Source organism: Tautonia sociabilis (assembly GCF_003977685.1).
Lineage (GTDB): Bacteria > Planctomycetota > Planctomycetia > Isosphaerales > Isosphaeraceae > Tautonia > Tautonia sociabilis.
This window is the reverse complement of sequence record NZ_RYZH01000076.1, coordinates 1-25259: the sequence shown is the minus strand read 5'-3', so window position 1 is coordinate 25259 and position 25259 is coordinate 1. Positions and strand designations below refer to the sequence as shown.

Annotated in this window: 13 protein-coding genes; 10 read left to right on the top strand and 3 right to left on the bottom strand. The window is 71.0% G+C overall.

Going from position 1 to position 25259, the window contains the following annotated elements; translation table 11 throughout:
• Positions 1 to 107: 107 nt before the first annotated feature.
• Both TsocGM_RS23930 and TsocGM_RS23925 read right to left on the bottom strand, forming a co-directional pair.
• Positions 108 to 1163 carry a BNR-4 repeat-containing protein gene (locus tag TsocGM_RS23930; RefSeq protein WP_126727994.1) on the bottom strand — a complete coding sequence of 352 codons (1056 nt, stop codon included), beginning with the start codon at positions 1161 to 1163 and terminating at the stop codon, positions 108 to 110.
• Positions 1164 to 1311: 148 nt separating this feature from the next.
• Complete coding sequence (locus TsocGM_RS23925) at positions 1312 to 4347, bottom strand: PVC-type heme-binding CxxCH protein (RefSeq protein ID WP_233579160.1); 3036 nt, start codon at positions 4345 to 4347, stop codon at positions 1312 to 1314.
• A gap of 370 nt (positions 4348 to 4717) precedes the next feature.
• On the opposite strand from TsocGM_RS23925, the gene amaB reads away from it, so the two are divergent.
• The 10 genes from amaB (at position 4718) to TsocGM_RS23875 (ending at position 22416) form a co-directional block, all read left to right on the top strand.
• Positions 4718 to 6238, top strand: a complete 1521-nt coding sequence (amaB, locus tag TsocGM_RS23920; protein ID WP_126727992.1) for an L-piperidine-6-carboxylate dehydrogenase — start codon at positions 4718 to 4720, stop codon at positions 6236 to 6238.
• A gap of 234 nt (positions 6239 to 6472) precedes the next feature.
• Entirely contained in the window at positions 6473 to 7288 is an 816-nt protein-coding gene (locus TsocGM_RS23915) for a coiled-coil domain-containing protein (RefSeq protein WP_126727990.1), read from the top strand.
• 638 nt (positions 7289 to 7926) lie between these two features.
• Positions 7927 to 9447, top strand: coding sequence for an FHA domain-containing protein (locus tag TsocGM_RS23910; protein ID WP_126727988.1), 1521 nt, complete (start codon positions 7927 to 7929; stop codon positions 9445 to 9447).
• Between the two features lie 78 nt (positions 9448 to 9525).
• Complete coding sequence (locus TsocGM_RS23905) at positions 9526 to 11514, top strand: serine/threonine-protein kinase (RefSeq protein WP_158633740.1); 1989 nt, start codon at positions 9526 to 9528, stop codon at positions 11512 to 11514.
• Between the two features lie 194 nt (positions 11515 to 11708).
• Positions 11709 to 12398 (top strand): hypothetical protein, encoded by a 690-nt coding sequence (locus tag TsocGM_RS23900; protein WP_126727984.1) that lies wholly within the window; start codon positions 11709 to 11711, stop codon positions 12396 to 12398.
• A 471-nt stretch (positions 12399 to 12869) separates the two neighbouring features.
• Positions 12870 to 13598 (top strand): ABC transporter ATP-binding protein, encoded by a 729-nt coding sequence (locus TsocGM_RS23895; RefSeq protein ID WP_126727982.1) that lies wholly within the window; start codon positions 12870 to 12872, stop codon positions 13596 to 13598.
• 81 nt (positions 13599 to 13679) lie between these two features.
• Positions 13680 to 16466 carry a Gldg family protein gene (locus TsocGM_RS23890; protein WP_126727980.1) on the top strand — a complete coding sequence of 929 codons (2787 nt, stop codon included), beginning with the start codon at positions 13680 to 13682 and terminating at the stop codon, positions 16464 to 16466.
• Positions 16467 to 16609: 143 nt separating this feature from the next.
• Entirely contained in the window at positions 16610 to 18217 is a 1608-nt protein-coding gene (locus tag TsocGM_RS23885; protein WP_126727979.1) for a DUF4340 domain-containing protein, read from the top strand.
• Between the two features lie 161 nt (positions 18218 to 18378).
• Positions 18379 to 21219 (top strand): excinuclease ABC subunit UvrA, encoded by a 2841-nt coding sequence (uvrA, locus tag TsocGM_RS23880; protein ID WP_199756892.1) that lies wholly within the window; start codon positions 18379 to 18381, stop codon positions 21217 to 21219.
• Between the two features lie 33 nt (positions 21220 to 21252).
• Positions 21253 to 22416: a right-handed parallel beta-helix repeat-containing protein gene (locus TsocGM_RS23875; RefSeq protein ID WP_126727977.1), complete on the top strand. Its 1164-nt coding sequence runs from the start codon at positions 21253 to 21255 to the stop codon at positions 22414 to 22416.
• Positions 22417 to 22527: 111 nt separating this feature from the next.
• Here TsocGM_RS23875 and TsocGM_RS23870 read toward each other — a convergent pair whose 3' ends face one another.
• Complete coding sequence (locus TsocGM_RS23870) at positions 22528 to 23619, bottom strand: sialidase family protein (RefSeq protein ID WP_126727975.1); 1092 nt, start codon at positions 23617 to 23619, stop codon at positions 22528 to 22530.
• Positions 23620 to 25259 lie beyond the last annotated feature (1640 nt).

The following is a 25259-nucleotide window of genomic DNA, read 5'->3' as shown; positions in this document are numbered from 1 at the left end:
GAGCGTTGACGTACACGACGGGTCGCTGGGAGCAGTTCTGGGGCAGGCTCAGCCGGGAGGGATACCCGGTGGCGGCGTAAGCGAGTCCGGAGGGGCCGCGAACCACATCATTCGTCGGTCACACCCGAGGTCGTCACCGGGCGGATCCGCCAGGACGATCCGGTCCACTGCGCCGTCTGCCAGGTGCGGGGGCCGTTCTCCGGGCCGGAGGCATAGCCCCGGCTGGTGAGGAAGAGGATGACGGGGCGTCCCTCGGCGTCGAACTGGAGATCCTTCAGGTAGACGAGCAGCCCTTCGGATTGGAAGTCGCGGACGAGGCTCGGATGGTCGGGCTCGGTCAGCGGGGGAACGACCGGGGTGCCCTCGGCGGTCGTCCAGGAGCGGCCGAGGTCGGAGGTTTGCACGTAGTAAAGGTTCGTCCGGGCGTTCAGGCCGACGGGCTCCGGGTGGTAGTTGAACGCGGTGCCGACCGTCCTCCCCCTCGGCCAGCTCACCTGATAGTGGCCCAGCTCCATCGCGGCCAGCGGGAGGGGATCGGACCAGGATCGGCCGTCGGCGGCGGTCATCCAGTGGAGCATGCGGCGCCCGCTCCGATAGCGGGTGTGGAGGAACAGGAAGCCGTCGTCGCCCAGGTGCCAGGGCTGGCCGTAGGAGAAATTGGTCTCGTCGATCAGCTCGAAGGCATCGAGGTCGAACGGCCGAACGCTGCGGTGGATGAACGCCGGGCGGCCGGTGCCGTGGGCGTTGGAGAAGACCCAGAGGTGGCCGTCGCCGTCGAGGGCGAGCACGGGGTTGTCGTGCGCATCGGTGGTCTGCTTGTCGAGCAGGATCGTCGGCCGGGGGACGGTGCCGGTGTCGTGGTCGAAGGCCCCGACCATCATGAGCAGCCGGTTCTCCCCGGCGGGCCGCCCGCCGAAGACGAAGAAGGTGGTGTTCGCCTCCTCCGAGTGGACGGCGATCGGGATGTGCTGCTGCGGATATGTCGCGAACCCGCCGCTGTACTTGTATTTGTAAGCGTCTCCCGACGGCTGGTTGAAGTACCAGATGCCGCGGTAGCCGTCGGCCTTGGGCAAGGGATCGGGCTCCGCCCCCCGGGCGGTCATCGGCGCCAGCAAGGCAACCAGCAGCGGGGCGAACCGGCCGATCCGGGGGAACGGGGGCATGGGAGGAGCTCCGGGCGAGGCGACTCGCTGATGACGGAAGGAGGCAAGGCGGAGATACGCCGGCTGAGGTCGGAGGGCCGTCGCGGGGGAGTCCCGGGCATCCGGTCGGTCGTGAGCCCCCCCGCCCTCGGTCATCGGCCCTGGCGGCTCAGTCGTCGCCGGCCCGCTGCTCGAGCAGGTAGGCGATGAGCCGATCGAACTCGTCTTCGGGAATGCGCTCGCCGAAGTTGGCGGGCATGGGGGACAGGGGGGCGGTGGTGCGCTCCTCGACGTCGGCGGCGGGGATGCGCTGCGACTTCCCCTCGGCGTCAGCCAGCACCAGCACGTCCCCCTCCTCGGCCAGCAGCAGGCCGGTCAGGACTCGGCCGTCGACCAGGGCGAGGGTGGTGGCGCGGAAGGCCTGGTCGACGTTGAGATTCGGGTTGAGGATGTCCTCCATCAGCCGGAGCGGCCCCCGGACGCCCACGCCGTCGAGCTGGGGGCCGACCTGGGCCCCCTCGTCGCCGATCTTGTGGCAGGAGGCGCAGTGCTCGAAGAAGACGGCGCGGCCAAGCTCGACGTCGGGAGCCTGCTCCAGGGAGGAGAACCGGGCCAGGCGATCATCGACCTGCTGCCGGAGCGCCTCGTCGGCCGGCGGCAATCCCTCGGTGAGGGCCTCGATGCGCGAGACCATCGCCGGGATCCCGATGTTGGTCATGCGGATTTGCACCCCGGGCTCCCGGAGCAAGGCGGCCGGGGCCTTGCCGGCCTCGACCGCCTCCAGCAGCGCCTCGGCCCCCGCCTCGGTGGCCGACAGCGCCACGGCGATCGTCCGCTGGAGGCGGCTCGGCGCGATCGCCAGGGTGTCCAACAGGCTCGCCTGCGACTCCGGCCGGCTGAGCCGGCCGAGCGCCTCGGCGGCTCGGTCCCGGATCGCCGCCGGCTCGACGGCCGAGCCCAGCAGCGCCGAGAGCGGCGGCACCGACCCGCTCGGGTCGATCGCCGCCCTCGCGTCGATCGCCGCGAGCCGGGCCGCCTCCGGCCCCCCCGGGTCGGCGAGCAGGGCGTCGAGGTCGGCCACCAGCGGCCTCAGCCGGAAGGAGCCGATCAGGTCGACCGCGTCGACCCGGTCCCGGTCCTCGGCCGAGCCGAGCAGCGCCCGGGCCAGCTCGACCGCCCAGCCGACCGTCTCCTCGTCCGGGGAGGCCCCCCGGGCCTGGAGGCCTCGGTGGATCGCCCGCAGCAGATCGAGGCCGCGGCGGAGGTCGCCCTCGGAGGCCGATCGAGCGAACGACCGGGCCTCGGCCTGCGATCCCTCGGCGCCATAGCGGGCCACATGCTCAACGAACCGGCTCGCATCCTCCGGCGCTCCAGGGGCGGTCCGGAGGTAATCGAGCAGGAAGCCGGCCGCCTCGGCCGTCGGGACGCCGAGGGCCACGTCGGCGATCGCCCCCCGGTCCGCGTCGCTCATCGATTCGGGCAGGCTCTCCCAGGAAGAGGGGGAGCGGAGCTGGTCGCGCAGGGCCATCCGGATCACGTGGACAAGGTGCGAGTCGGCCGGCTCGGCGGCCTGCCGGGCTTCGAGCAGCGGAAGGATCAGCCCGGCCTCGGGATGCCGGCCAAGGGCATCGGCAGCCGCTCGTCGGACGAAGGGGTCGGCGTCCTTCAGGCCGATCAGGGCGTAATCGCGAGGGCCGGCGTCCCAGGCCGATCGCTCGGCCAGCAGCCGCATCGCATGGACGCGGACGGCCCGATCCGGGTCGACGACGCTCGCCGCCAGCCGGTCGGCCGGCAGCGTGCCAAGACGCTCCAGCGCCCAGAGGGCATGCACCCGAGCCTCGGCCGACGACCCCGCCTCCATCGCCGCCAGCAGGGCCCCGGCGACCTCCTCGCCCGGCCCCCGGCCGACCAGCTCGTGCGTCGCCCGCAGGCGGACGGCGAGGTTCGGGTGGTCGAGGTCATCGACCAGCTCGGCCACGCTCGCCGCGGCCCAGTCCGGCCGGGGCATTTCGGGAGGAGGATTCGAGCCGTCCTCGCCGACGTAGACGACGCGCCAGATCCGGCCTCGATCGCGGTCCCGGCCGGGATGGGTCAACGGCACCTCATAATGGCCGATGATGCGATTGTAGAAGTCGGCAATGTAGAGCGCCCCGTCAGGCCCCAGCTCCAGATCGACCGGCCGGAACCAGGGGTCGTCGCTGACAATGAAGTCGGGCTGCTCGATCGCCTTTGGGGTCGAGCCGACCCATTCGATCCGGTCGTGGTTGACCCGGGAGGTGACGGGGTTGCCGATGAAGATGGTGTCGCGCCAGGGCTCGGGGAAGTGGTCGGCCTGGTAGCGGACAATGCCGGCGATGCCGGTCGAGCCGTGCTGGTGCTCCATCATGCTCGGGCCGAAGCCGAGGCCGTCGTGAGGCTTGCCGAAGCTCGGGTAGTAGGCCCCCCGGAGGAGCAGGTAGATGGGCATGGTGTGGCAATCGCTCGACCAGAGGTCGCCGAGCGCGTCCAGGGTCAGGCCGAACGGGTTCACCTGCCCCCAGGTCCACTGTTCGATCGCCGAGCCGTCGGGTCGGAATCGGTACGTGTTGCCCGACTGCATCGTGATCGACCCGCCGTTGCCCGCCTCCACCGTCGACGTGTTCGAGAAGCCGTGGCAGGCGTAGACCCAGCCGTCGAAGCCCAGGGTGAAGGCGTTGGTCATGCCGTGCGTGTCCCGGAAGCCGTAGTGCTTCAGCACCACCTCGCGCCGGTCGGCCTTGCCGTCGCCGTCGGTGTCGGTCAGGCGGAGGATCTCGGGGATGCTGTGCACCAGCGCTTCTGTGGCCGAGAGGGGAAGCAGGCCAATCGGGATCGTCAGATCCTCGGCGAACTGCGTCACCGACCGCGCCCGGCCGTCGGGGCCGAAATCGCCGAGGATCGTGACGCGGTCGCGGCCGGGCCGGCCGTCCTCGGGAGGAAAGGGGTACTCGAGCGACGAGGTGACCCAGAGCCTCCCCCGCTCGTCGAAGGCGAGGTTCATCGGCTTGTAGATGTCCGGCTCCGAGGCGACGAGCTGGATCTCGAAGCCGGGAGGCAGCTTCAGCGCCGCGAGCTCCTCCTCGGGCGTCTTCGGGTCGGTCGTGGCGACCAGATCCTGAGCGGTCGCCAGGCCCGGAACCGCGCTGAGGGTCGCCATCAGGGCCGCGACGGTCGCGATGAGTCGCATCGGTCTTCCGGCTCCGATTTGGAGAGAGAGCCCGGCTCGAGCGGAAGGCCGGGCGTTGGCTCCGAGTCTATCCCACCTCCCCCGGCCGGGCCACCCGCGCCCCGGCCCGGCTTGCGTCGATCCAATCGACAACACCAAGGAAGGTCAGCCCCGTTGGATCGATCACGCGGAGGGAAGGAGCGCACTCATGGCAACCGCCGAGAAACTCCTCGCCGTCCCGGTCGATGCCGTCCCGACGCAGGACGAGCCGGCCTCCTGAGCCGGTCTGCCCGGCCGGACCTGGACGGGAGTACTATGGGGGCCGATCGAGGAGCCTTGATCGCGATCGGGGGCGACTTGCCCGGAACGTGGCGAGGGGAGGATGGCCCGGATGTTCGACGAGCTGCTGGAACGCCTTGGTCTGAGGGACCGACACCCCGGCGTCTGCTCCGGCCCCTGGTCGGATCCGCCGGGGGGCGAGGAGATCGTCTCGATCAACCCGAGTACGGGAGAGCCGATCGCCACGGTCGTCGGCGGCTCGATCGCCGATTACGACGCCGTCGCCGACCGCGCCGTCGCCGCCTTCAAACGCTGGCGCACCCTGCCCGCCCCGCGGCGGGGAGAGGCCGTCCGCCGGATCGGCCAGGCGCTTCGGGAGCACAAGGACGACCTCGGGATGCTCGTCACCCTGGAAGTCGGCAAGATCCGATCCGAGGGCCTGGGAGAGGTCCAGGAGATGATCGACATGGCCGACTTCGCCGTCGGCCTCTCCCGGCAGCTCTACGGCCTGACGATCGCCAGCGAGCGTCCCGGGCACCGAATGTTCGAGCAGTGGCACCCGATCGGGCCGGTCGGGATCATCTCGGCGTTCAACTTCCCGGTGGCCGTGTGGTCGTGGAACGCGATGGTGGCGGCGGTCTGCGGCGACAGCATGGTCTGGAAACCCTCGCCGCTGGCACCGCTGACGAGCGTGGCCGTGCAGCGCCTGGTCAACCGGGCGGTCGAGGGAATGGGGATCGACGGCGTCTTCGGCCTCTGCGTCGGCGGGGCGGACCTCGGCCGGAGGATGGCCGAAGACGATCGGCTCCCGCTGATCTCGGCCACCGGCAGCGTGCCGATGGGCCGGGCGATCGCTCCGGTCGTGGCCGCGAGGCTGGGGCGCAGCCTGCTGGAGCTGGGCGGGAACAACGGGATCATCGTCTCGCCGAAGGCCAACCTGGATCTCGCCTTGCGCGCGGTGGTCTTCGCCGCCGTCGGCACCGCGGGGCAGCGGTGCACCACCCTCCGGCGGCTCATCATCCATGAGTCCATCGCCGACGGCTTCCTCGACCGCCTCGCCTCGGCCTATCGGAGCCTCCGGGTCGGCGACCCGTGGGAGGACGACGTGCTCGTCGGCCCGTTGATCAGCGAGCAGGCGGTCGCCAGCATGCTCGACGCGATCGAGCAGGCGAAGGCCCAGGGGGGCGAGGTCGTCTGCGGCGGCAACCGGCTCGACCGGCCGGGGTACTTCGTCGAGCCGACCCTGATCCGGGCCAATCCCGGCATGCCGATCGTCCGCAAGGAGACGTTCGCTCCCATCCTCTTCGCGATGACCTATTCGGACCTGGACGAAGCGATCGCCCTGCACAACGACGTGGCCGAAGGCCTTTCTTCCGCGATCGTTACGGACGATCTGAGGGAGGCCGAGCGGTTCCTCTCGCCCGAGGGGTCCGATTGCGGCATCGCCAACGTCAACATCGGCACCTCCGGCGCCGAGATCGGCGGCGCCTTCGGCGGCGAAAAGGCCACCGGGGGAGGCCGGGAGGCCGGCTCCGACGCCTGGAAGGCCTACATGAGACGCCAGACCTGCACCGTCAACTTCGGCGGCACCCTGCCGCTGGCGCAAGGGGTGCGGTTTGACCTCGCCCCGTGATCCCGTCCGAATTTCGATTGCGGCCGGCCGGGATCGGGGCGAAGATCACGGTGGGGAATCCTGAGCGGATCCGATGGCCCGGGCCCCGATCCCCGAATAATCCGACGTGAGGACCGAATTCCTGGTAGAGCGGTCGATCGGCCCCCCGAGGCAACGCCACCCAAGGGCCGGACGGCTGATCAATCCAAGCAAGCGATTGCCGAGGGTTTCGGGAATCTACGAGGAGACGCGAAGATGTGCAAGACAGTCAAGAAAGCGGTCGTCGGGGCCGGCCTGGGAGTCGCGGTCCTGAGCCTGCTGTTCGGCACCTCGGCGAAGTATCACGCCCGGACGGCCGTCGAGCAGGCCCGGGCGCTGGCCCAGTCGCAGATGCCCTTCGAGTACAAGCTGGATGAGGCCCGGCAGCAGGTCGCCGCCCTCGATCCGGCGATCAGCGAGCACATCGAGAAGCTCGCCCGGGCCGAGTACGAGGTCGGCCGGCTGGAGGAGCAGATCGCCGTCGCCAAGGCGAACCTGAAGGCGCAGGGGCAGGAGATGCTGGCGCTGAAAGAGGGGCTGGAGAGCGGCCGCCTGCAGTTGACCAGCGGCGTGACCTACACCGCTGAGGAGCTGGAGGCCGACCTGGCCCGCCGCCTCGACACCTTCCACCGGTGCAAGGAGACCGTCGGCAGCCTGGAGCAGACGCTCAAGGCCCGGGTCGAGCAGATGCACGCCATCCAGCGGGCCCTGGAGGAGATGGCCGCCCAGAAGAAGGCGCTGTCGGCCAAGATCGAGGCCATCGAGAGCCGCCACGAGCAGCTCCGGGCCGAGCAGGCCAGCAACGAGTTCACCTTCGACACCACCCCGCTGTCGCAGGCGAAGAAGACCATCGAGGAGCTGGACCGGGAGCTCGACGTCCTGGCCCGCAAGGCCGAGCTCGAGGGCCGCTACATCGAGCAGGGCATCAAGGTCGAGGTCGCCCCGGACCGCGACATCTCCTCCGAGGTCGAGGCGGCCCTCGAGGGCCTGGAGCTGGAGGGGACGGCCCCCGAGGCCTCTCCGGCCACCTGACCGGCCCCGGTCGTTGAGAATCCCTCGGCCTTCGCCCGCATCCGGCCCGCCCTCCCCATCTTCGGGGAGGGCGGGCCCAGGCCTGCGCCCTCCTCGGCCACGATCGGCCCGGACCCGGCTCGGATCGGATCGGCTCGGACGGAGAACTCCGATGGTGAGGCCTGCCCGGCTCGGGCCAACGCGGGCGGCTGCCGCGATCTGGCCGCGTCCGGCCCCGGCTGGCTCGCCGCCGGCGTCGTCTTCGTCCTCGGGCCGTTGATCATTCTGGCAAGGGACGGAACTGGTCGTCATGGTTGTGTCCCTCGTCGCCGAGCTCCCGTCCGGCGAGGAGCCGGCACGCGAGGTCGCGGAGGAGGAGGGAGGGGTCGATCGGTTTCCTCCTTGAACGTGGCGAGCGATCACCGACGGACTCCCGCCGATGGGGCAGGAAGAAACACAGCCATTCCCGTCAATGCGCTGGCGAGGCCGGCGAATAACCCAGGGATGCGGGGGAAACCGACGAGACGGATCCCATCACACGGCGGGGCGATCGGCCAAAGGTCGAGCGGCGGCGGATGAACGTCGGGCCGGCCCGGGCACCGGATCGACCAGCCGATCTCGGACGCGGCCGGCAGGACGCCGCGGAGGCGGATATCCCCATGGGCAACGTCAACCAGGGCGGCAACTCCACCATGTTGGGACACTGGCGAGTCGTCTTGAAGCAGGCCGAGGAGTCGGCCAAGGCCGGTCGCCTCGACGAGGCGCTCGCGCTGGCCGCCCGCGCCGACGTGGCTGACCACCGGCAGGCCGTGCAACTGCGAGGGAAGTGGACCCTGGAGTTGGTCCGGCGCGCCTCCCGGCGCGCGGAGGCCGACGACCTCGACGGCGCCCTGGGCGACCTCGACGCCGCCGAGTCCTTCGGCGCCGCCCCCGACGTGCTGGCCGCCGCCCGATCGCGACTGGCCGACCTGGTCCTTGCGGACCTGCGGACGGATCTCGCCGCTGGCGAGCCGGATCGGGTGGTCGACCGCATCGACGCGCTGGCCCAGCGCAAGGTCGGCGGCGCCGGCCTCCGCCGCCTCCGGGAGGCGGCCGAGGCCTGGAAGTCCTCGCGCGTCGAGGCCCGCCGCGGCGAGTTCGGCCTGGCCAGCGAGCTGCTCGATCGGGCCTCCCGCCTGGCCGGCGACTCGGCCGCCGAGGGCCTGGCCGCCGCCCGCCGAGAGCTGGAGTCCCGGCAGCAGGCCGCCGCCTCGAAGGCCGACCGCTTCTACCGGACCCTCTCCGACTCGCCCGACGCCTGGCCGGCGATCCTCGCCGCCGCCGAGGACCTGCTGGCGACCGTGCCCGACCACCCCGCCGCCCGGCAAGCCCGCAGCCGGGCCTGGCAGCAGATCGGCGCCATCGGCCCCCAGGTCCCCACCCTTCCCCCCCGGCCGCCCTCGAACGCCGGCAACGGCGAGATCCTGTTCCTCGACGAGTCGACCACGGCCGTGACCGAGCGGGGGCCGGCTCCGGCCCCGCCCCTGCCCCGGGCGCAGCCGGCGATCGCCCGACCGAGGTCGAAGCACGGCGGGCCGCACGGCCGGTTTCTGCTCTGGGCCGACGCCATTGGCGGGTATCTGGTCTGCCTGGACGACGAGGTCACCCTCGGCCGAGCCGGCCCCGACAGCGCCGCCGACGTCCCGTTGCTGGCCGACCTGTCCCGAAGACACGCCGTCCTCTCCCGGGAGGGTGAGCACTACACGCTCCGGGCCCTGCACCCGACGTTCGTCAACGGCCGGCCCGTCTCCTCGGCCCCGCTGCGGGACGGCGACGTGATTCGCCTGGGCTCGAACGTCGAGCTGGAGTTCCGCCGGCCCAGCCCCGTGACCTCCACCGCCACGCTCCGGCTGCTGAGCCGCCATCGGTTGCCGATGGCCGTCGACGGCGTGCTGCTGATGGCCCAGTCGTGCCTGATCGGGCCGACCCGGCAGTGCCACGTGGCCGCGGGCCGGCTGAAGCAGCCGGTCGTTCTCTTCCGGCAGGCCGACGCCCTCTGGTGCCGCTGCCCCGGCAGCTTCGAGGTCGACGGCAAGCCGGCGCTCTCCCGGGCGCCACTCTCGCTGTCCTCCGCCGTGAAGGGCGAGGGGTTCTCCTTCAGCCTCGAGCCGGTTGATCCCCGGGGATCGGCCACCGCCTGACCCCCGGTCGCCGTTATGATGGACGGGAGCGACCGGCCGGAGCCCGAACCGAACCCCCGCCGACGGAGTCTTTCCCCAATGAACCCCCTGGCCCGACCCAAGCCCGGCGCCCCGATGGACGAGACGATCGTCTACCCGGTGGCCGGCCACCCCCGGCCGGATTCCGATGGGGACGGGCCCCTCGCCGAGGAGCACGCCCCGATGCCGAGCCCCGAGCGCGAGCACACCTCCCCCTCCGGCGGCGGGCGCCCCGGCGAGCGCTACTACTTCGGCTCCGGCGATCGCCCCCTGGACGGCTACACCATCAAGCGGGCCATCGGCCGAGGAGGCTTCGGCGAGGTGTACTACGCCGTCTCCGACGCCGGCAAGGAGGTCGCGCTGAAGCTCCTGCTGCGCAACGTCGAGATCGAGAAGCGCGGCGTGCAGCAGTGCATGAACCTCAAGAGCCCCCACCTGATCACCATCTTCGACATGAAGACGACGGAGGAGGCAGACACCTTCGTCGTCATGGAGTATGTGTCGGGACCCAGCCTCGCCCAGATCCTCGAGCGGCACCCCGACGGCCTGCCGCCGCACGAGGTCCGCATGTGGCTCAAGGGGCTGGTCGACGGCGTCGCCTACCTGCACGACCACGGCATCGTCCACCGGGACCTCAAGCCGGCCAACCTCTTCCTCGAGGAGGGGACGGTCAAGATCGGCGACTACGGCCTCTCGAAGTTCATCGCCAACAGCGCCGAGGCGGGGCACTCGGCCTCCGTCGGCACCTGCCACTACATGGCGCCCGAGATCTCGACCGGCAAGTACCAGAAGCCGATCGACATCTACGCCATCGGCGTGATCCTCTACGAGATGCTCACCGGGCGCGTCCCGTTCGAGGGGGAGACGCCGCACGAGGTCCTGATGAAGCACCTGACCTCGCGGCCCGACCTCTCCCCGCTGGCCGAGCCCTACCGCGAGATCGTCTCCCGGGCCCTCGCCAAGGACCCAGCCCGTCGGCCGCAGAGCGCCTTCGAACTGCTCGTCCCCCAGGACGCGCCCCGGCCCCTCGACGTCCGCTTCATCGGCGACGGCAAATCCAGCCCCGCCTCCCCCGCCCCTCCTCCGGTGCCGACCCCTGGCCCCGAGCCGGAGCCGAAGCCGAAGGCGAAATCGATGCGGGAGGAGGAGGAGATCCTGCACATCGGCGAGGAGGACTCGGTCCTCTACATCGGGCCCGACACCATGCCCCCCCGGCGCCCCGGCGTCCGAGGCTGGCTCCGCCCCCGGGCCAACCGCCAGGCCCGGCGCCCCTCGAACCCGAGGCCTCCCATCCGCCAGGCCTCCGCCCGCCGCCCCGCCCCGGCATCGGCGGCAGCGACGGCGACGGCCCGACGCGCCTCCCCGAGCGGCCCGCCACCGACCCCGCCGCCGCTGCCCCCGGCCCGGATCCGGCTGGCCGAGGCGACCACCTCGATGCTCGTCGCCGCCCCCGTGGCGGCGGCCCTGGCGGTCATCGCCGCGGCCCTGCTGGGGGACCGGGAGTTCGAGCCGCTGGGGGCCGAGGTCGCCGTCCTGCTCGGGACCGCCCTGATCGGCGCCTGGAGCTTGCTCGTGCCAACCAAGTTCTGGGAGGGAAGGCAGGTCGACTCGACCACCCGCCGCTTCACGCTCGGGGCCGTCGGCCTGGCCTTCGGGGCGCTGACGACCGTGGTCCTCGGCTGGACAAACTTCGACCTGGCCTCCGTCTCCTGGTATGCGGAGGGCGCGCCGGTCGGCCAGCTCGTCAGCGAGCTGGTCCGGGATGACGCGGGCCGCCTGCAGGCGCTGGGGCTGCCCTTGTTTTATGGCCTGGCCTTCGCCCTGGGCCCGTGGTGCCGCACCACGGCCCGAGACCGCCAGAGCCGGGTCCGGATCGCCCCGGTCTTCTGGGCCGGCGTGGTCGGCATCCTCTTCGGCAACCTGACCCCGGCGCCGCTGCCCTGGGCGCCGGCGTCGCTGGTCCTGATGGCGATCACCCTGCAACTGATCAGCCCTCGCAGCGAGCAGGCGGCCCGCTTCGCCCGCGTTCGACGGTCGCAGGCGGCTTGATCAAGTCGCAGCTCGGCCGCCGCGATCCGGAGGATTCCGGCCAAGCATCTCCCTGACCGAGCGAATCCCTTTCTGATCAGATGAACACCCGGGCGGATCGCAACGCCCCCAGTCGCCCCGTCCCTTCCGGCCGCCTCCCCGTCACGCAACGGTGGCCGGAGTTCGGCATCGGCATCGGCAAGGACCGTCCCACGATGAACCGGATCGCCCTGAGCATCGCCCTGGCCTTCGGCCTGCTCGCCGGCTCCTCGACCCCGAGCCCGGCCCAGGACTCCGACCGGGGTGCCGCCCCGCCGCCCGCGCCGGCGGCCCCCGACTGGTTCGCCGCCGCCCCCGAGGGCGGCATCGTCCCGCTCGGCGACGCCGAGGCCGGCGCCGGCGGGCCGATCGCGGCCAAGGGCCGGCGGTCCTACTCCCAGGAGCGGGCCCTGGCCGACGCCCGAGCCGAGCTGGAGCGAGCCGTCGCCTCCTGGCTCGCCCCGGAGGTGCCCGAGGGCTGGACGCCCCCAGCCGGGCTGATCGACGCCCTGGTCCTCGACCGCCACATCGAGCCCGTGCTTGTCAACCTCCAGAGCACCCTCGGCCCGGTGGCCAACGACCCCGAGCTGGACCTGCCCGACCTGCTCTACGTCGCCGCGATGCGAGCCAACCTGACCCCCGGTCATCGGGAAGCGATCATCCAGGCCTACCGGCAGGAGGTCGGCGCCCGCCGCTCGGCGCTGCTCGTCGGCCTCGGCGGCTTTTTGCTCTCCTGCCTGGCGATCCTCTCCCTCTACATCCGGGCCGATGAGGCGACCAAGGGCTACTACACCAACCGCCTCCGAGCGGTCGCGGTCGCCTCGGCCGGAGCCGCCGGGGCGATCATCTACCGCCTGCTGGCCTGACCGGGACGCTTGGCGACCGGCGCCGGGCCCAGGACCGCAGCCGGTCCCCCTCCCTTCCCGAGGCCGGGCGGATCGAGGCCTCGTGCCCCGGCCATGCCGCCCGTCGGCCCTTCGAGCATCGAGACGGCGCCACCTCGGCTGCCCGGCCGACATCCCTCGATTGTCGGCACGAAACGGGGCGAACCTCCGGCCCGATCAGGTCGTAGCCTCCCATATCGGCCCGCCTCGGGACGGGGCGCGAGCGCGCCCCGCGCCGTTGCGGGGAGCGAGGGGTGACGACTAAGATGTGCGGATCGCGAGCGGAGCGAGCCGCTCGGACCCGCCGGGGGCGCGTGCGGCCCCTGTCCGCCCCCGCGAGCGCCGGCCGGAAGATCGAGGCCGACGCCGGCGAGCACTCCCCTCCCGACCGATCGAGGCCCGGCCCCCGGCCGGCCAATCCCTCGGCATCGCATTCAGGATGGCTTTGGCATCATGACCACCCCCGTGATGATCGAGGCCCGCGGCCTCACCAAGCAGTTCGGCTCCTTCCTGGCGGTGCGGGACGTGAGCTTCCAGGTCCCCCAGGGGCAGGTCGTCGCCTTCCTCGGCCCCAACGGTGCCGGCAAGACGACCACCATGCGGCTGCTCACCGGCTTCATCGCCCCGACCCACGGCCAGGCCCTGATCGCCGGCATCGACGTGCAGGCTGACCGCATCGCCGCCGCCGAACGCCTCGGCTATCTACCGGAGAACGGCCCGCTCTACCCCGACATGACCCCAATGGCCATCCTCGAGTTCTTCGGCCGAGCCCGGGGCATGGGGGCCTCCGAACTCAACACCCGGATCGACGCGGTCGTCGGCCTCTGCTCGCTGTCGAGCGTCGCCTACAAGCCCATCGCCAAGCTCTCCAAGGGCTACCGCCAGCGCGTGTCGATGGCCCAGGCGCTGCTGCACGACCCCGACGTGCTGATCATGGACGAGCCCACCTCCGGCCTCGACCCGAACCAGATCAAGGGGGTCCGCCAGCTCATCCGAGAGCTCGGCCGCTCGAAGACGATCCTCGTCTCGACCCACATCCTCCAGGAGGTCGAGGCGGTCGCCGACCGCGTCCTGTTCATCCACGACGGTCGCCTCGTCTTCGACGGCGCCCCCGACGCCATGCGCCAGGGCGTCTCCTCCCTGGAGGAGAAATTCTACCAGCTCACCGCCCAGCCGGCGTGAGCCGGGGAACGGCCCGGCCATCAGCATCAACGACTCGCCATCGATCATCATCCGAACACCTCTGATGCGGGGACCGCAACGGTGACGACGATCGAGAACGCTTCGACCCGGACGACCGCCCCCAAGCGGCTCGGCGGGGCCGCCTCCCGGCCCGTGCTGCGGCCGTTTGTCGTCGGGGCTATCTGCCGGCGCGACCTGGCGCGGTACTTCACCAACGTCGCCGGCTACGTGTTCATCGTCCTGTTCATCGCCACCAGCTCCGTGGCCGCCTTCTGGCCCGAGGCCTTCTTCGCCAACAACCTGGCCACCCTCGGCCAGCTCAACGAGCTGATGCCCTACCTGCTGCTGCTGTTCATCCCGGCGATCACCATGAGCGTCTGGGCCGACGAACGCCGCCAGGGAACCGAGGAGCTGCTGCTCACCCTGCCGGCCCGGGACCTGGAAGTGGTGCTCGGCAAGTACCTCGCCGCGCTGGGCATTTACACCGCGGCGCTGGGCTTCCTCGCCTTCGGCTTGACGCTGGTGCTCGCCTGGCTCGGCCGGCCCGACCTGGGCGTCCTGCTCTCAACCTTCCTCGGCTACTGGCTGATGGGCGGGATGCTGCTGGCGCTGGGGATGGTCGCCTCCCTGCTCTCGGGCAACGTGACGGTGGCGTTCATCCTCGGGGCGCTCTTCTGCGCCGTGCCGGTCTTCGCCGAGCTGCTCGGCGGCCTCTCGAGCACCGAGGGGGCGAGGGCGATCGAGGCCGCCTCCGTGCCGGCGCAGTTCCGCGAGTTCGGCCGGGGCGTGGTGCCGATCTCCGGCGTGTGCTACTTCATCGGCCTGGCCGCGGCGATGCTCTACGTCAACGTCGCCCTCGTCGGCCGGCGGCACTGGGCCGGCGGCGAGAAGAGCTCCGGGCTGTGGGGGCACGCGCTGGTGCGGATCCTCGCCGTGATTGTCGCCGTGCTCAGCCTCCAGACGCTCGTCGCCCGAGCCGGCTGGAGGCCGGACCTGAGCGCCGAACGGCTGAACACGCTCTCGGATGAATCCCGATCGCTCATCAAGAACCTCCCCAGCGACCGCCCCGTGTTCATCGAGGCGTTCTTCAGCCCCGAAGTGCCCCGCGAGTACGTCGAGGCCAAGCAGAACCTCGTCGGCCTGCTCAAGGAGTTCGACGCCCTCGGCGGCCAGAAGATCCAGCTCAACCTCGTCGAGGCCGAGCGCTTCAGCGAGGAGGCCCGCCGCGCCGAGCAGCAGTACGGCATCGCCCCCCGCAACGTCTTCACCGCCAGCGAGGGCCGTCAGGGCTTCGACGAGATTCTCATGGGCGTCGCCTTCACCAGCGGCCCCGAACAGGTCGTCATCCCCTTCTTTGACCGCGGCCTGCCCGTCGAGTACGAGCTGACCCGCTCCATTCGCACCGTCGCCGGCGCCGGCCGCCGCAAGGTCGGCATCCTCGACACCGATGTCGGTATGCTCGGCCGCTTCGACTTCCGATCGATGGCCCAGAACCGCGAATGGCAGGTCGTCACCGAACTGCGCAAGCAATACGAGGTGACGAGCGTCTCGGCCGACTCGGAGATCCCCGCCGACCTTGATGCCCTGATTGTCCCGCAGCCCTCCAGCCTGACCCAGCCTCAGATCGACAACCTCGTGGCCTACGTCCAGTCCGGCGGACCGACCCTGCTGTTCATGGACCCGCTGCCACAGTTCGACCGCTCCCCGCAGATGAACCTCGCCCCCACCCAGCCCAAGGAGCAGCCCGGCGGCATGTTCGGCGGCGGCCCGCCGCCCGAGCCGAAGGGGGACCTGACCCCGCTGCTCGAGCTCCTCGGCATCGAATGGCCCCAGACCGAGATCGTCTGGAACCCCTACAACCCGCACCCGAAGTTCACCGAGCTGCCCCCCGAATACGTGTTCATCTCCCCCTCCAGCGGCGCTCCCGACGCCTTCAACCCGAAGGACCCGATCACCTCCGGCCTCCAGGAGCTGATCGTCCTCTTCGGCGGCTACGTCCGGCCCCGCGTCGGCGGCGGGCCGGATTTCACCCCCCTGCTCCGCACCAACGAGGAAGGCGGCATCGTCCGCTTCGAGAGCCTGACCACCCCAGGCTTCTTCGGCATCGACATCGACCCCGACCGCGCCGTCCACATCGCCACCGGACAGGACTACACCCTGGCCGCCCGCATCGAGGGCGACGCCCCGGCCACCACCGACGAGGATGAGGACGCGGATGGCGAGGGCGAGGGCGAGGGCGAAGAGAAGAAGGCCGAGGCCCGAGGGATTCACGCCCTCGTGGTCATGGACCTCGACCTGATCTCCGACGGATTCTTCCAGCTCCGCCAGTCCGGGAGCGAGGAATTCGAGTTCGACAACGTGACCTTCGTGCTCAATGCCGTCGACTCACTCGTGGGCGATGATTCGTTCATCGACCTGCGCAAGCAACGCCGGCGGCATCGCACCCTCACCCTGCTGGAGGAGCGCGACCGCGCCTTCGAGGCCGAGCGTCTGGAGCAGGAGGCCGAGGCCGAGAAGGAGGCCAACGAGCAGCTCGATGCCGCCCGAGCCCGCATGGATGAGAAGATCGCCAAGATCGAGGCCAACGAGGAGCTGGACGATCGCACCAAGCAGGTCATGCTCGCCCAGGTCCGCGAGGTCGAGCAGCGCCGGCTCACCGTGGCCGAGGCAAACATCGAGGACGCCAAGCGCCGCAAGATCGAGGAGAGCTTCGCCGCCAAGGAACGGCAGATCCGCGCCATCCGCGGCCGGGTCCGCCTCGCGGCCGCCATCATCCCCCCCCTGCCGGCGCTGATCCTCGGCATCGTCGTCGCCATCGTCCGCTCCCGCCGAGAGAACCGGGGAGCCACCCCGACCCGGCTGGCCTGAGCCATCCTCTGAGGTCGGCAGCAGGCAACAGGCAGACCGGAATCGAGCAGGGGCCCCGACGGCCCCTCTCCTCTGCGTTCCGCTCACCGTCCCTCTGCCGACCGCCGACCGCCCACCGCCTCCTCCCGAGAGAGCCAACCGCCATGAACGAGACCGCCAAGACGCTCGCCTTCGCCGGCGTCGCCCTGGTGCTGCTGGCCGCCGCCTCACTGGCGACCTGGCTGCCCGACTGGCGAGGACCCGGCACCGGTTTCGACGACCAGGGCCAGCCCTTCTTCCCCGACTTCGCCAAGAAGATCGACGCCGACCCGCTGGCCGCCAAGGTCCTCGAGGTCGTCTCCTACGACGAGGACACCGCCGAAGTCCGCCCCTTCCAGGTCGAATTCCGGGACGGCGAGTGGACCATCCCCTCACACCACGACTACCCGGCCAACGCTCAGGACCGCATGGCCCGCCTGGCCGCCCAGGTGGCCGAACTCTCCAAGGATTCCATCCGCTCCGACCGCAACAGCGACCACGAGGAACTCGGCGTCCTCGACCCGATGGACGAGTCCACCACCTCGCTCCAGGGCCGGGGCACCCGCATCACCCTCCGCGCCGCTCCCGGCGGCGAGCCCCTGGCCGACCTGATCCTCGGCAAGCCCGTCCCCGACCGCGACGGCCTCCGCTACGTCCGCATCCCCGGCAAAAACCGCACCTACGCCGCCAAGGTCGATCTGGATCTCACCACCAAGTTCTCCGACTGGATCGACACCGACCTGCTCGACGTCACCACCGCCGACACCGTCCGCCTGACCTACGACACCCGAAAGATCAACCCCGACGAGCGCACCCCCGACGGCGCCTTCGTCGTCCGCCCTGGCGACCCGCTTGTCATCTCCAAGGTCAAGTCGGATGATGACTCAAGCACAGGTTCCACCTCGAACCAATGGACGATGGAGGGCCTCGGCCCCGGCGAGGAGGTCGACTCGACCAAGGTCGGCGACGTGATCCGAGCCGTCGACAACCTCAAGATCGTCGGCGTCCGCCCCCTGCCCACCAATCGCAACGCCATCCTCCGATCACTCGTCAGCAAGGGCTTCTACCCCACCCAGCAGGGGGACCTGCTCTCCAATGAGGGCAGCCTCGCCCTCGCGACCGACGAGGGGATCGTCTACACGCTCCGCTTCGGCGAGATCACCCTCGCCTCCGGCGATGAGCTCACCGCCGGCGTCGGCGAGGATCAGGACGAGTCCGCCGAGGCCGAGGACGGAGCGAGCGAGGGGGAGGGCGAGGCCAGCTCCGGGGACGATTCCGCCGAGGAGGACGCGCCCGACCAGACCGAGGGCCGCTACCTCATCGTCTCCGTCGCCTTCGACGAGTCCTTCCTGCCCCCGGAGGAGGACGATTCCGACACCGACTCCGACCAGTTGCCCGACGACGTCTTCGCTCGAGCCCCCGACGACCCCGCCCGCGTCGAGGCCGAGACGAAGCGTGCCGAGGAGGCCAAGCGCAAGGAGGACGCCCGTCAGCGGAAGATCACCGAGGGCAAGGAGAAGGTCGCGGAGCTGAACCGCCAGTTCGCCAGTTGGTACTACGTCGTCCCCGGCGACGACTTCCGCAAGGTCGCCCTTCCCCGAGACGCCTTCCTCAAGTCCGACCGCGAAACGGACTCCTCTCCCGCTTCCTCCCCCGGCGCCATCGGCTCCGACCCCCACGGCGGCCTCCCTCCCGGCCTGGGCCTCCCCGGCCTCGGCGGGCCCCAGGGCTGATCCGGCTCTCGACTCCGAGACCGATCCCGGGATCGGCCGGGCGTCCCCCCGCCCGGCCGATCGCCGTCCGTCGAGACTCGAGCCGGCCCCCGATGGTATCCTCGGAGGGAATCCTCCCGCCGAGCGACCGTCGAGCGACGCCCCCCTTCCCCGGAGGCACGATGACCGCCCCGCCCTCCCGATCACTCGCCGAGGCCGGCCCGATGCGGCTGCGGGGCGTCCGGGTCCACAACCTCAAGGGGGTGGACCTCGATCTTCCCCGCGACGAGCTGATCGTCTTCACCGGCGTCAGCGGCTCGGGCAAGAGCTCGCTCGCCTTCGACACCCTCTATGCCGAGGGCCAGCGCCGCTACGTCGAGACCTTCTCCCCCTACGCCCGCCAGTTCCTCGAAACCCTCGACAAGCCCGAGGCCGACCGCATCGAGAATCTCCCCCCCGCCATCGCCGTCTCCCAGCGCCAGGGCCGGCGGTCGAGCCGCAGCACGGTCGGCTCCGTCACCGAGGTGGACGACTACCTCGCCGTGCTCTACGCCCGGCTGGGCCGGGTGATGTGCATGAAGTGCGGGACCGAGGTGAGGCCGGCCGACGCCGGATCGGTGGTCGCGGCGATCGAGGCCCTCCCCGGGGGCACCCGCTATCAGATCGGTTTCCCAATGGAGGTCCGGCCCGAGACCGATCGCGACGCCCTGGCCGCCATGCTCCGCGAGGAGGGGTTCCTCCGCGTCCGAGCCGGCGATCGCGTCGAGACGATCGAGGAAGGCCCCATCCCCTCCCCGGCGGACGGCGAGACGGCCATCGACGTGATCGTCGACCGCCTCGTCCGCGGCCGAGAGGATCCCGGCCGCCGGGGAGACTCGATCGAGACGGCCTTCGACCGCGGCCTCGGCCGCTGCCGGCTCATCACCGATGAGCACACCCTTACCTTTTATCGCGGCTGGCGCTGCGCCTCCTGCGGCACCGAGCACCTGGCCCCCGAGCCTCGCCTGTTCCGCTCGAACAGCCCGATCGGCGCCTGTCCGTCGTGCAAGGGGTTCGGCCGGGTGATCGACCTGGACATGGATCGGATCGTCCCCGACCCGTCGAAGTCGATCGAGGGGGGAGCCATCGCCCCCTGGACAACGCCGAAGTACCGCGAGCACCTCGACGACCTGGTGCGCGTCGCCCCCGCGCTCGGCATCCCGACCGACCGGCCGTTCAAGTTCCTGGAGCCGGAGCAGGTCCGGGCGATCGTCGAGGGGGCGCCTCGGCAGGGATTCCTCGGGCTCCGCCGGTTCTTCGCCTGGCTGGAGCGGAAGATCTACAAGATGCACGTGCGGGTCTTCCTCAGCCGATGGCGAGGCTACCGCACCTGCCCCGACTGCCAGGGAGCCCGCCTTCGGCCCGAGGCGCTCGCCGTGAAGGTCGCCGGTCGGAACATCGCGGAGCTGGCCGCCCTGCCGATCGGCGAGGCCCGGGCCGTGCTCGACGCCTTCGCCGCCTCCGAGGCGGCCGCCGGCCAGGTCGCCCGCCGGGCGATCGACCCGGTGCTCGCCCGGCTCGGCTACCTCGGGCGGATCGGCCTGGACTACCTGACGCTCGACCGCCAGGCCCGCACGCTCTCCGGAGGCGAGGCCAGGCGAGTCGCCCTCACCCGGGCGCTCGGGTCGGGCCTGGTGAACACGCTCTACGTGCTCGACGAGCCCTCGATCGGCCTGCACCCGAGCGACATCGACCGCCTGGCCGCCGCGCTGCTCGACCTCCGGGATCGGGGCAACGCCGTGGTCGTCGTCGAGCACGACGAGGCGATCATGCGGGCCGCCGACCGTCTCGTCGACGTTGGGCCCGGCGCCGGCTCGGCCGGGGGCCGGATCCTCTACGACGGCCCCCCCGAGGGCGTGGCCCTGGCCCCCGAGTCGGCCACCGGCGCCTTCCTCTCCCGACGCCGCCGCGTCGTCCCGCCGGCCCGCCGGCGCCCGCCCTCGGGAGAGACGCTCACCCTCAAGGGGGCTTCCGGCCACAACCTCAAGGATGTGGATGTCTCGTTTCCCCTCGGGCTCATCTGCGTCGTCACCGGCGTCAGCGGTTCGGGCAAGAGCACGTTGGTCGATCAGACCCTCTACCCCGCCCTACTCCGCCGCCTGAAGGGGGGGCACGAGCCGGCCGAGCCGCACCGAGAGCTACTCGGCACCGGGGCGATCGACGACGTGGTGCTGGTCGACCAGTCTCCGATCGGGCGGTCGGCGCGGTCGAACCCGGTGACGTACCTCAAGGCCTTCGACGAGATCCGCCGGGCCTTCGCCGGCACCCACGAGGCGAGGCTCCGCGACTACGGCCCCAGCCGGTTCAGCTTTAACGTCTCCGGCGGGAGGTGCGAGGCGTGCGAGGGGAACGGATATCAGATCATTGATATGCAGTTCCTCACCGACGTGATGGTCCGCTGCCCCGAATGCCGGGGCACCCGCTTCCGCGCCGAGACGCTGGAGGTCACCTACCGGGGCAAGAACATCGCCGAGGTGCTCGACCTGACCGTCCGCGAGGCGTTCGCCTTTTTCAAGAACCGGCCGAAGGTGCAGGAGAAGCTCCGCCCGCTGATGGAGGTTGGCCTCGACTACCTCCGGCTCGGCCAGCCCGCGTCCACCCTCTCCGGCGGCGAGGCCCAGCGGCTGAAGCTCGCCTCCTACCTGCCGACCTCGGGCGCCTCGGCCACCCGCAAGTCGGCCCGGCCCGCCACCCTGTTCCTGCTCGACGAGCCGACCACCGGCCTGCACCCGTCCGATGTGCTCACCCTGATCGACTGCCTGAACACGCTGGCAGACCTGGGCCACTCGCTCATCGTCGTCGAGCACAACCCCGAGCTGATGCTCTGCGCCGACTGGATCATCGACCTCGGCCCCGGCGCCGGCTCGGACGGCGGCCGGGTCGTCGCCGAGGGCCCCCCGGAGGAGGTCGCCAGGGCCGACACCCCCACCGGCCGCGTCCTCGCCGCCGCGTTCGCCGCGACCGGGGCAACGCCCGACCGCTGACCCGCCTCCTCCTGGCCCGACGGAGCCCTTCCCATGAACGGTACGTCCGTCCTCATCCTGCTGGCAGTCGTCGGGTCCATCCCGGCCGACGACCGGACCACCACCGTCTCGGACTCGGCCGGCCTGCGGGCCGCCCTCGAGTCGGCCGGGCCGGGAACGACCGTCGCCCTGGCCCCCGGAGACTACCAGGGAGGGCTCTCGATCCGGGGCCTGCGGGGCGAACCTGGCCGGCCGATCGTCCTCGCCGCCGCCGATCGTGAGCGGCCTCCGGTGATCCGAGGGGGCGGCTCCGGTCTCCACCTGATCGGCCCGGCCCACGTCGAGCTGCGCGACCTGGTGTTCGAAGGGGCCTCGGGCAACGGGCTGAACATCGACGACGGCGGCTCGATCACGAGCCCGGCCCATCACATCTCGCTCCGCCGCCTCGTGGTCCGGGACGTCGGCCCGGAAGGGAATCGGGATGGAATCAAGCTCTCGGGCGTCGATACGTTCCTCGTCGAGGGGTGCACCGTCGAGCGCTGGGGATCGGGAGGGTCGGGCATCGACATGGTCGGCTGCCACGAGGGCACCATCGAGGGCTGCATCTTCCGAGAAGGCGGCGCCCGAGGGGGCAACGGCGTCCAGGCCAAGGGGGGCTCCTCGGGGGTCATCGTCCGCCGCTGCCGCTTCGAGGACGCTGGCGACCGCGCCCTGAACCTCGGCGGCAGCACCGGCCGGCCCTACTTTCGACCGGCGGATCCCGGCTTCGAGGCGAAGGACCTGACCGTCGAGGACTGCGTCGTCATCGGCTCGACGGCTGGCGTCGCCTTCGTCGGCGTCGATGGGGCCGTCGTCCGGCACTGCACCTTCTACCGGCCCCGGCGCTTTGCCCTGCGCATCCTTCAGGAGAGCACCGGCCCCGATTTCGTCCCCTGCCGCGGCGGGCGGTTCACCGACAACATCATCGCCTACCGATCCGACGAACTGGCCCTTCCCGTCAACATCGGCCCCGGCACCGCCCCCGAGACCTTCGAGCTGGCCCGGAACGTCTGGTCGTGCCTCGACGACCCCGGCCACCGCCCTCGCCTGGCCCTCCCCGAGCGCGACGGCCGTCCCGGCATCGACCCCCGCTTCCCCGACCCCGAGGCCGGCGACCTCACGCTCCCTCCCGACAGCCCCGCCCGACCGGCCGGGCCGAGAGATCCAAGCACGAGTTAACATCTCCGAATCCGCAGAAGATCAGAGACATAAAAAAGAACAGAGTGCGAGAACAGAGCGCGGCCCGGGGAGGAACCATCCGCCCTTGACTCGATGGAAGGGCATCCCCCCTCACTCCTCGCCCTCGCCCTCGCCCCGGACCCACGCTTCATCGAAGATCGCGTGATTGACCACAGATCGGCGATCCGAGGTGAAGACAACGTGGATGCGGCCGTCTCGGGCCTGGAAGGCGATGGGGTAGCCGAAGTCGCCGTCGCCGGAGACGATGTTGCGGCGGTGGGGATAGGAGCGGTCGCCGTCGGTGGAGAGGGCGGCGGTCAGGGGGGTGCGGCGGCTCATGCTGTCGTTGTAAACGAGCAGGAGATGGCCCCCGCGGAGCTTGAGGAAGTCGACCGCGGCGTTCGGGTTCGGGAAGGAAGAGTCGACCCCCTCAGACCACGTCTGGCCGCGGTCGAGCGACTCGGAGCGGACGAGGTAGCCGTCGGTCGTCGGGCCGTAGCCGCCTCCCCGGCGGCAGTAGGCGACAAGGCGTCCGTCGTCCAGCTGGACCGGCGCCGGCTGGATGTTCCCCTTCGCCGACCGGATGCGGCCGAGTTCCTCCCAGCCGGCGAAGGGCTCCTTCGGGTCGAACCGGAAGAACAGGGAGGTGCTGTCGGGTCCGACCGACTCGGTGTCCTCGCCCGTCTCGTGGTAGGCGGGCAGCAGGTAGGAGCCGTCGTCGAGCACGATCGGCCGGTTGCGGACCATCATGCCCGGCTCGGTGGCCAGGACCGAGGCATCCGACCAGGTCCGGGCGCCGTCCCGGGAGATCTTGAACTGGATGCGGGAGGTCGACCACGTCTCGCCGAAGCGGACGACGTAGAAGAGCCAGACCAGGCCATCCGGGGCCTGCCAGATCACGGCGTTGCCGGCCGAGCGGAGCGGGTCCTTGGCGATCACCTCGGGGGAGGTCCAGGAGTCGGAGCCGACCGCCAGGCGGGAGCCGTAGACGGCCGTGTCGGTGGCGTACTCGCCGGCGCCGCCGTAGTAGACGAGGTACAGGTCGCCGCCGTCGAGTTCCTCCAGGCAGGCGGGGTGCTTGTAGGGGCCCGTCTCGATCTCGGGTCCGAAGACGCGGCGGACCTGGAGCGTGCCCCCGGCCGGGGCGTCGTCCTGGGGAGGGGAGACGGTCAGCAGACCGACGGCGAGCAGGGCAAGGATCATGAGGCATCCTCCTCGAGGCGGCGGGCCGAGGGCGGCCGGCTGGCTGATCAAGGTGCCGCCAGCGAAACGGCCCGGGGCCGACCTAGCCTATCCCCCGGCCGGATGCCGGACAACAGGGCACCCCCGGCTCGTCGAACGCGGGACCGGCGAGATTCGGCCCGAAGCTTGCGTGCACGGAGTGCCCGGAGGCCGGTTGCACCTAGGGCCCCGGCCTCCCCGGGGGGTGGTCGATCCTAGGTCCCCACCCCCTGGGGCCCATCGGCGGCCGATCGGGCCGTCCCGGCCGGGGCAGACCCCGGCCGGGCGCTCGTTCCGATCGGGCCGCTGGCCCCCCCGGAGCGAGGAGCCATCGCGGTTCCCTCGCGATCGGCCCCGCCCCGACCGCTTCCTGACCCGAGACGGGCCGCCAGTAGCAGAGGCGGGACGACTCCGGTGCCATGGGGAAGACGTCGAAACGCCTGAGTTCGACTCGGAATCGGCGGGCCAGCCCGTCCACCACCGGTCCGCCGTCCTCGACGTAACCGTCGAAGGCATAGGAGCCGGGAACCATGCAGATTTCGCCGGAGTGGGATCGCATCGGGTCTGTCTGATCGAGGGTGTCGAAGTCCCAAGGAAGGGATCGCCCCGAGACGAAGTGGGGGGCGATGTTCCCGGCGCGACGGGACATGGTGCGGTTCAGGGACGGGAGTCACCGGGGGGAGCGTTGTGAGGCCCGCTGCGAGCCCGCCTCCCTCCTCTCGGGCGCGCGAAAAGGCCCCGCCCCCTCGGAATTGCCTTCCAAGGCGTCGGGCCCCACGCGACCCAGTTGCGCTTTTCCCCTCGTGAGAAACGCGGTGACGTGCTGATTGTAGCCGATGCCCCCCCCTTGTCAACTCACGTGTTGCGTTCAAGAATCACCCCCCGATTCCCTTCCGAAGGTCCTGGAAACGAACCAGGTTCGGTCGCGATCGCGGGGGAGCAAGAACGTCCGGGGTGACCAGGAGGGCCCGGAGCCCGGCCGGTCGAGGCCCCCCGAGGACCGATCGCCCCCCGTCCCGGCCGGGGGGAGATCGCTCGGAGCACCGAGCACCTCGGGAACCGAGCCCGCCCGCAGGACGATCGGCCCGGGTCGAGGACGTCCTCCGGTGCGCTCCGGTGCGCTGGGACGTGTTGACGCAAGCTGTTCTCTGAACTCATCTTTCCGGAATCCGTTGGGTTCGTTCCGCGCATTCGGTCCGCCGCGAACGGCCCGCGTCCCTCCTTCCCTCGGGACTACCCGTCGATCGGGCGGGAAGGCCCATTGGAACGCCAGGAACGAGCGACGTGCGCTCCGGTGCGCTGGGACGTGTTGACGCAAGCTGTTCTCTGAACTCATCTTTCCGGAATCCGTTGGGTTCGTTCCGCGCATTCGGTCCGCCGCGAACGGCCCGCGTCCCTCCTTCCCTCGGGACTGCCCGTCGATCGGGCGGGAACGCCCATTGGAACGCCAGGAACGAGCGACGCAACCTGTTCCCAGAACGAGGATTTCGGAAATGAATTGAAACTATGAGAGGGGAGGTCGAGCCGACGGGGCCCGGGGCCCCGAGCCGGTGGAAGACTGGAGGTGCAGAACCGAACTCCTGCCCCACCGAACCGGAGGACTCCCGTGCACCACGTCGGCA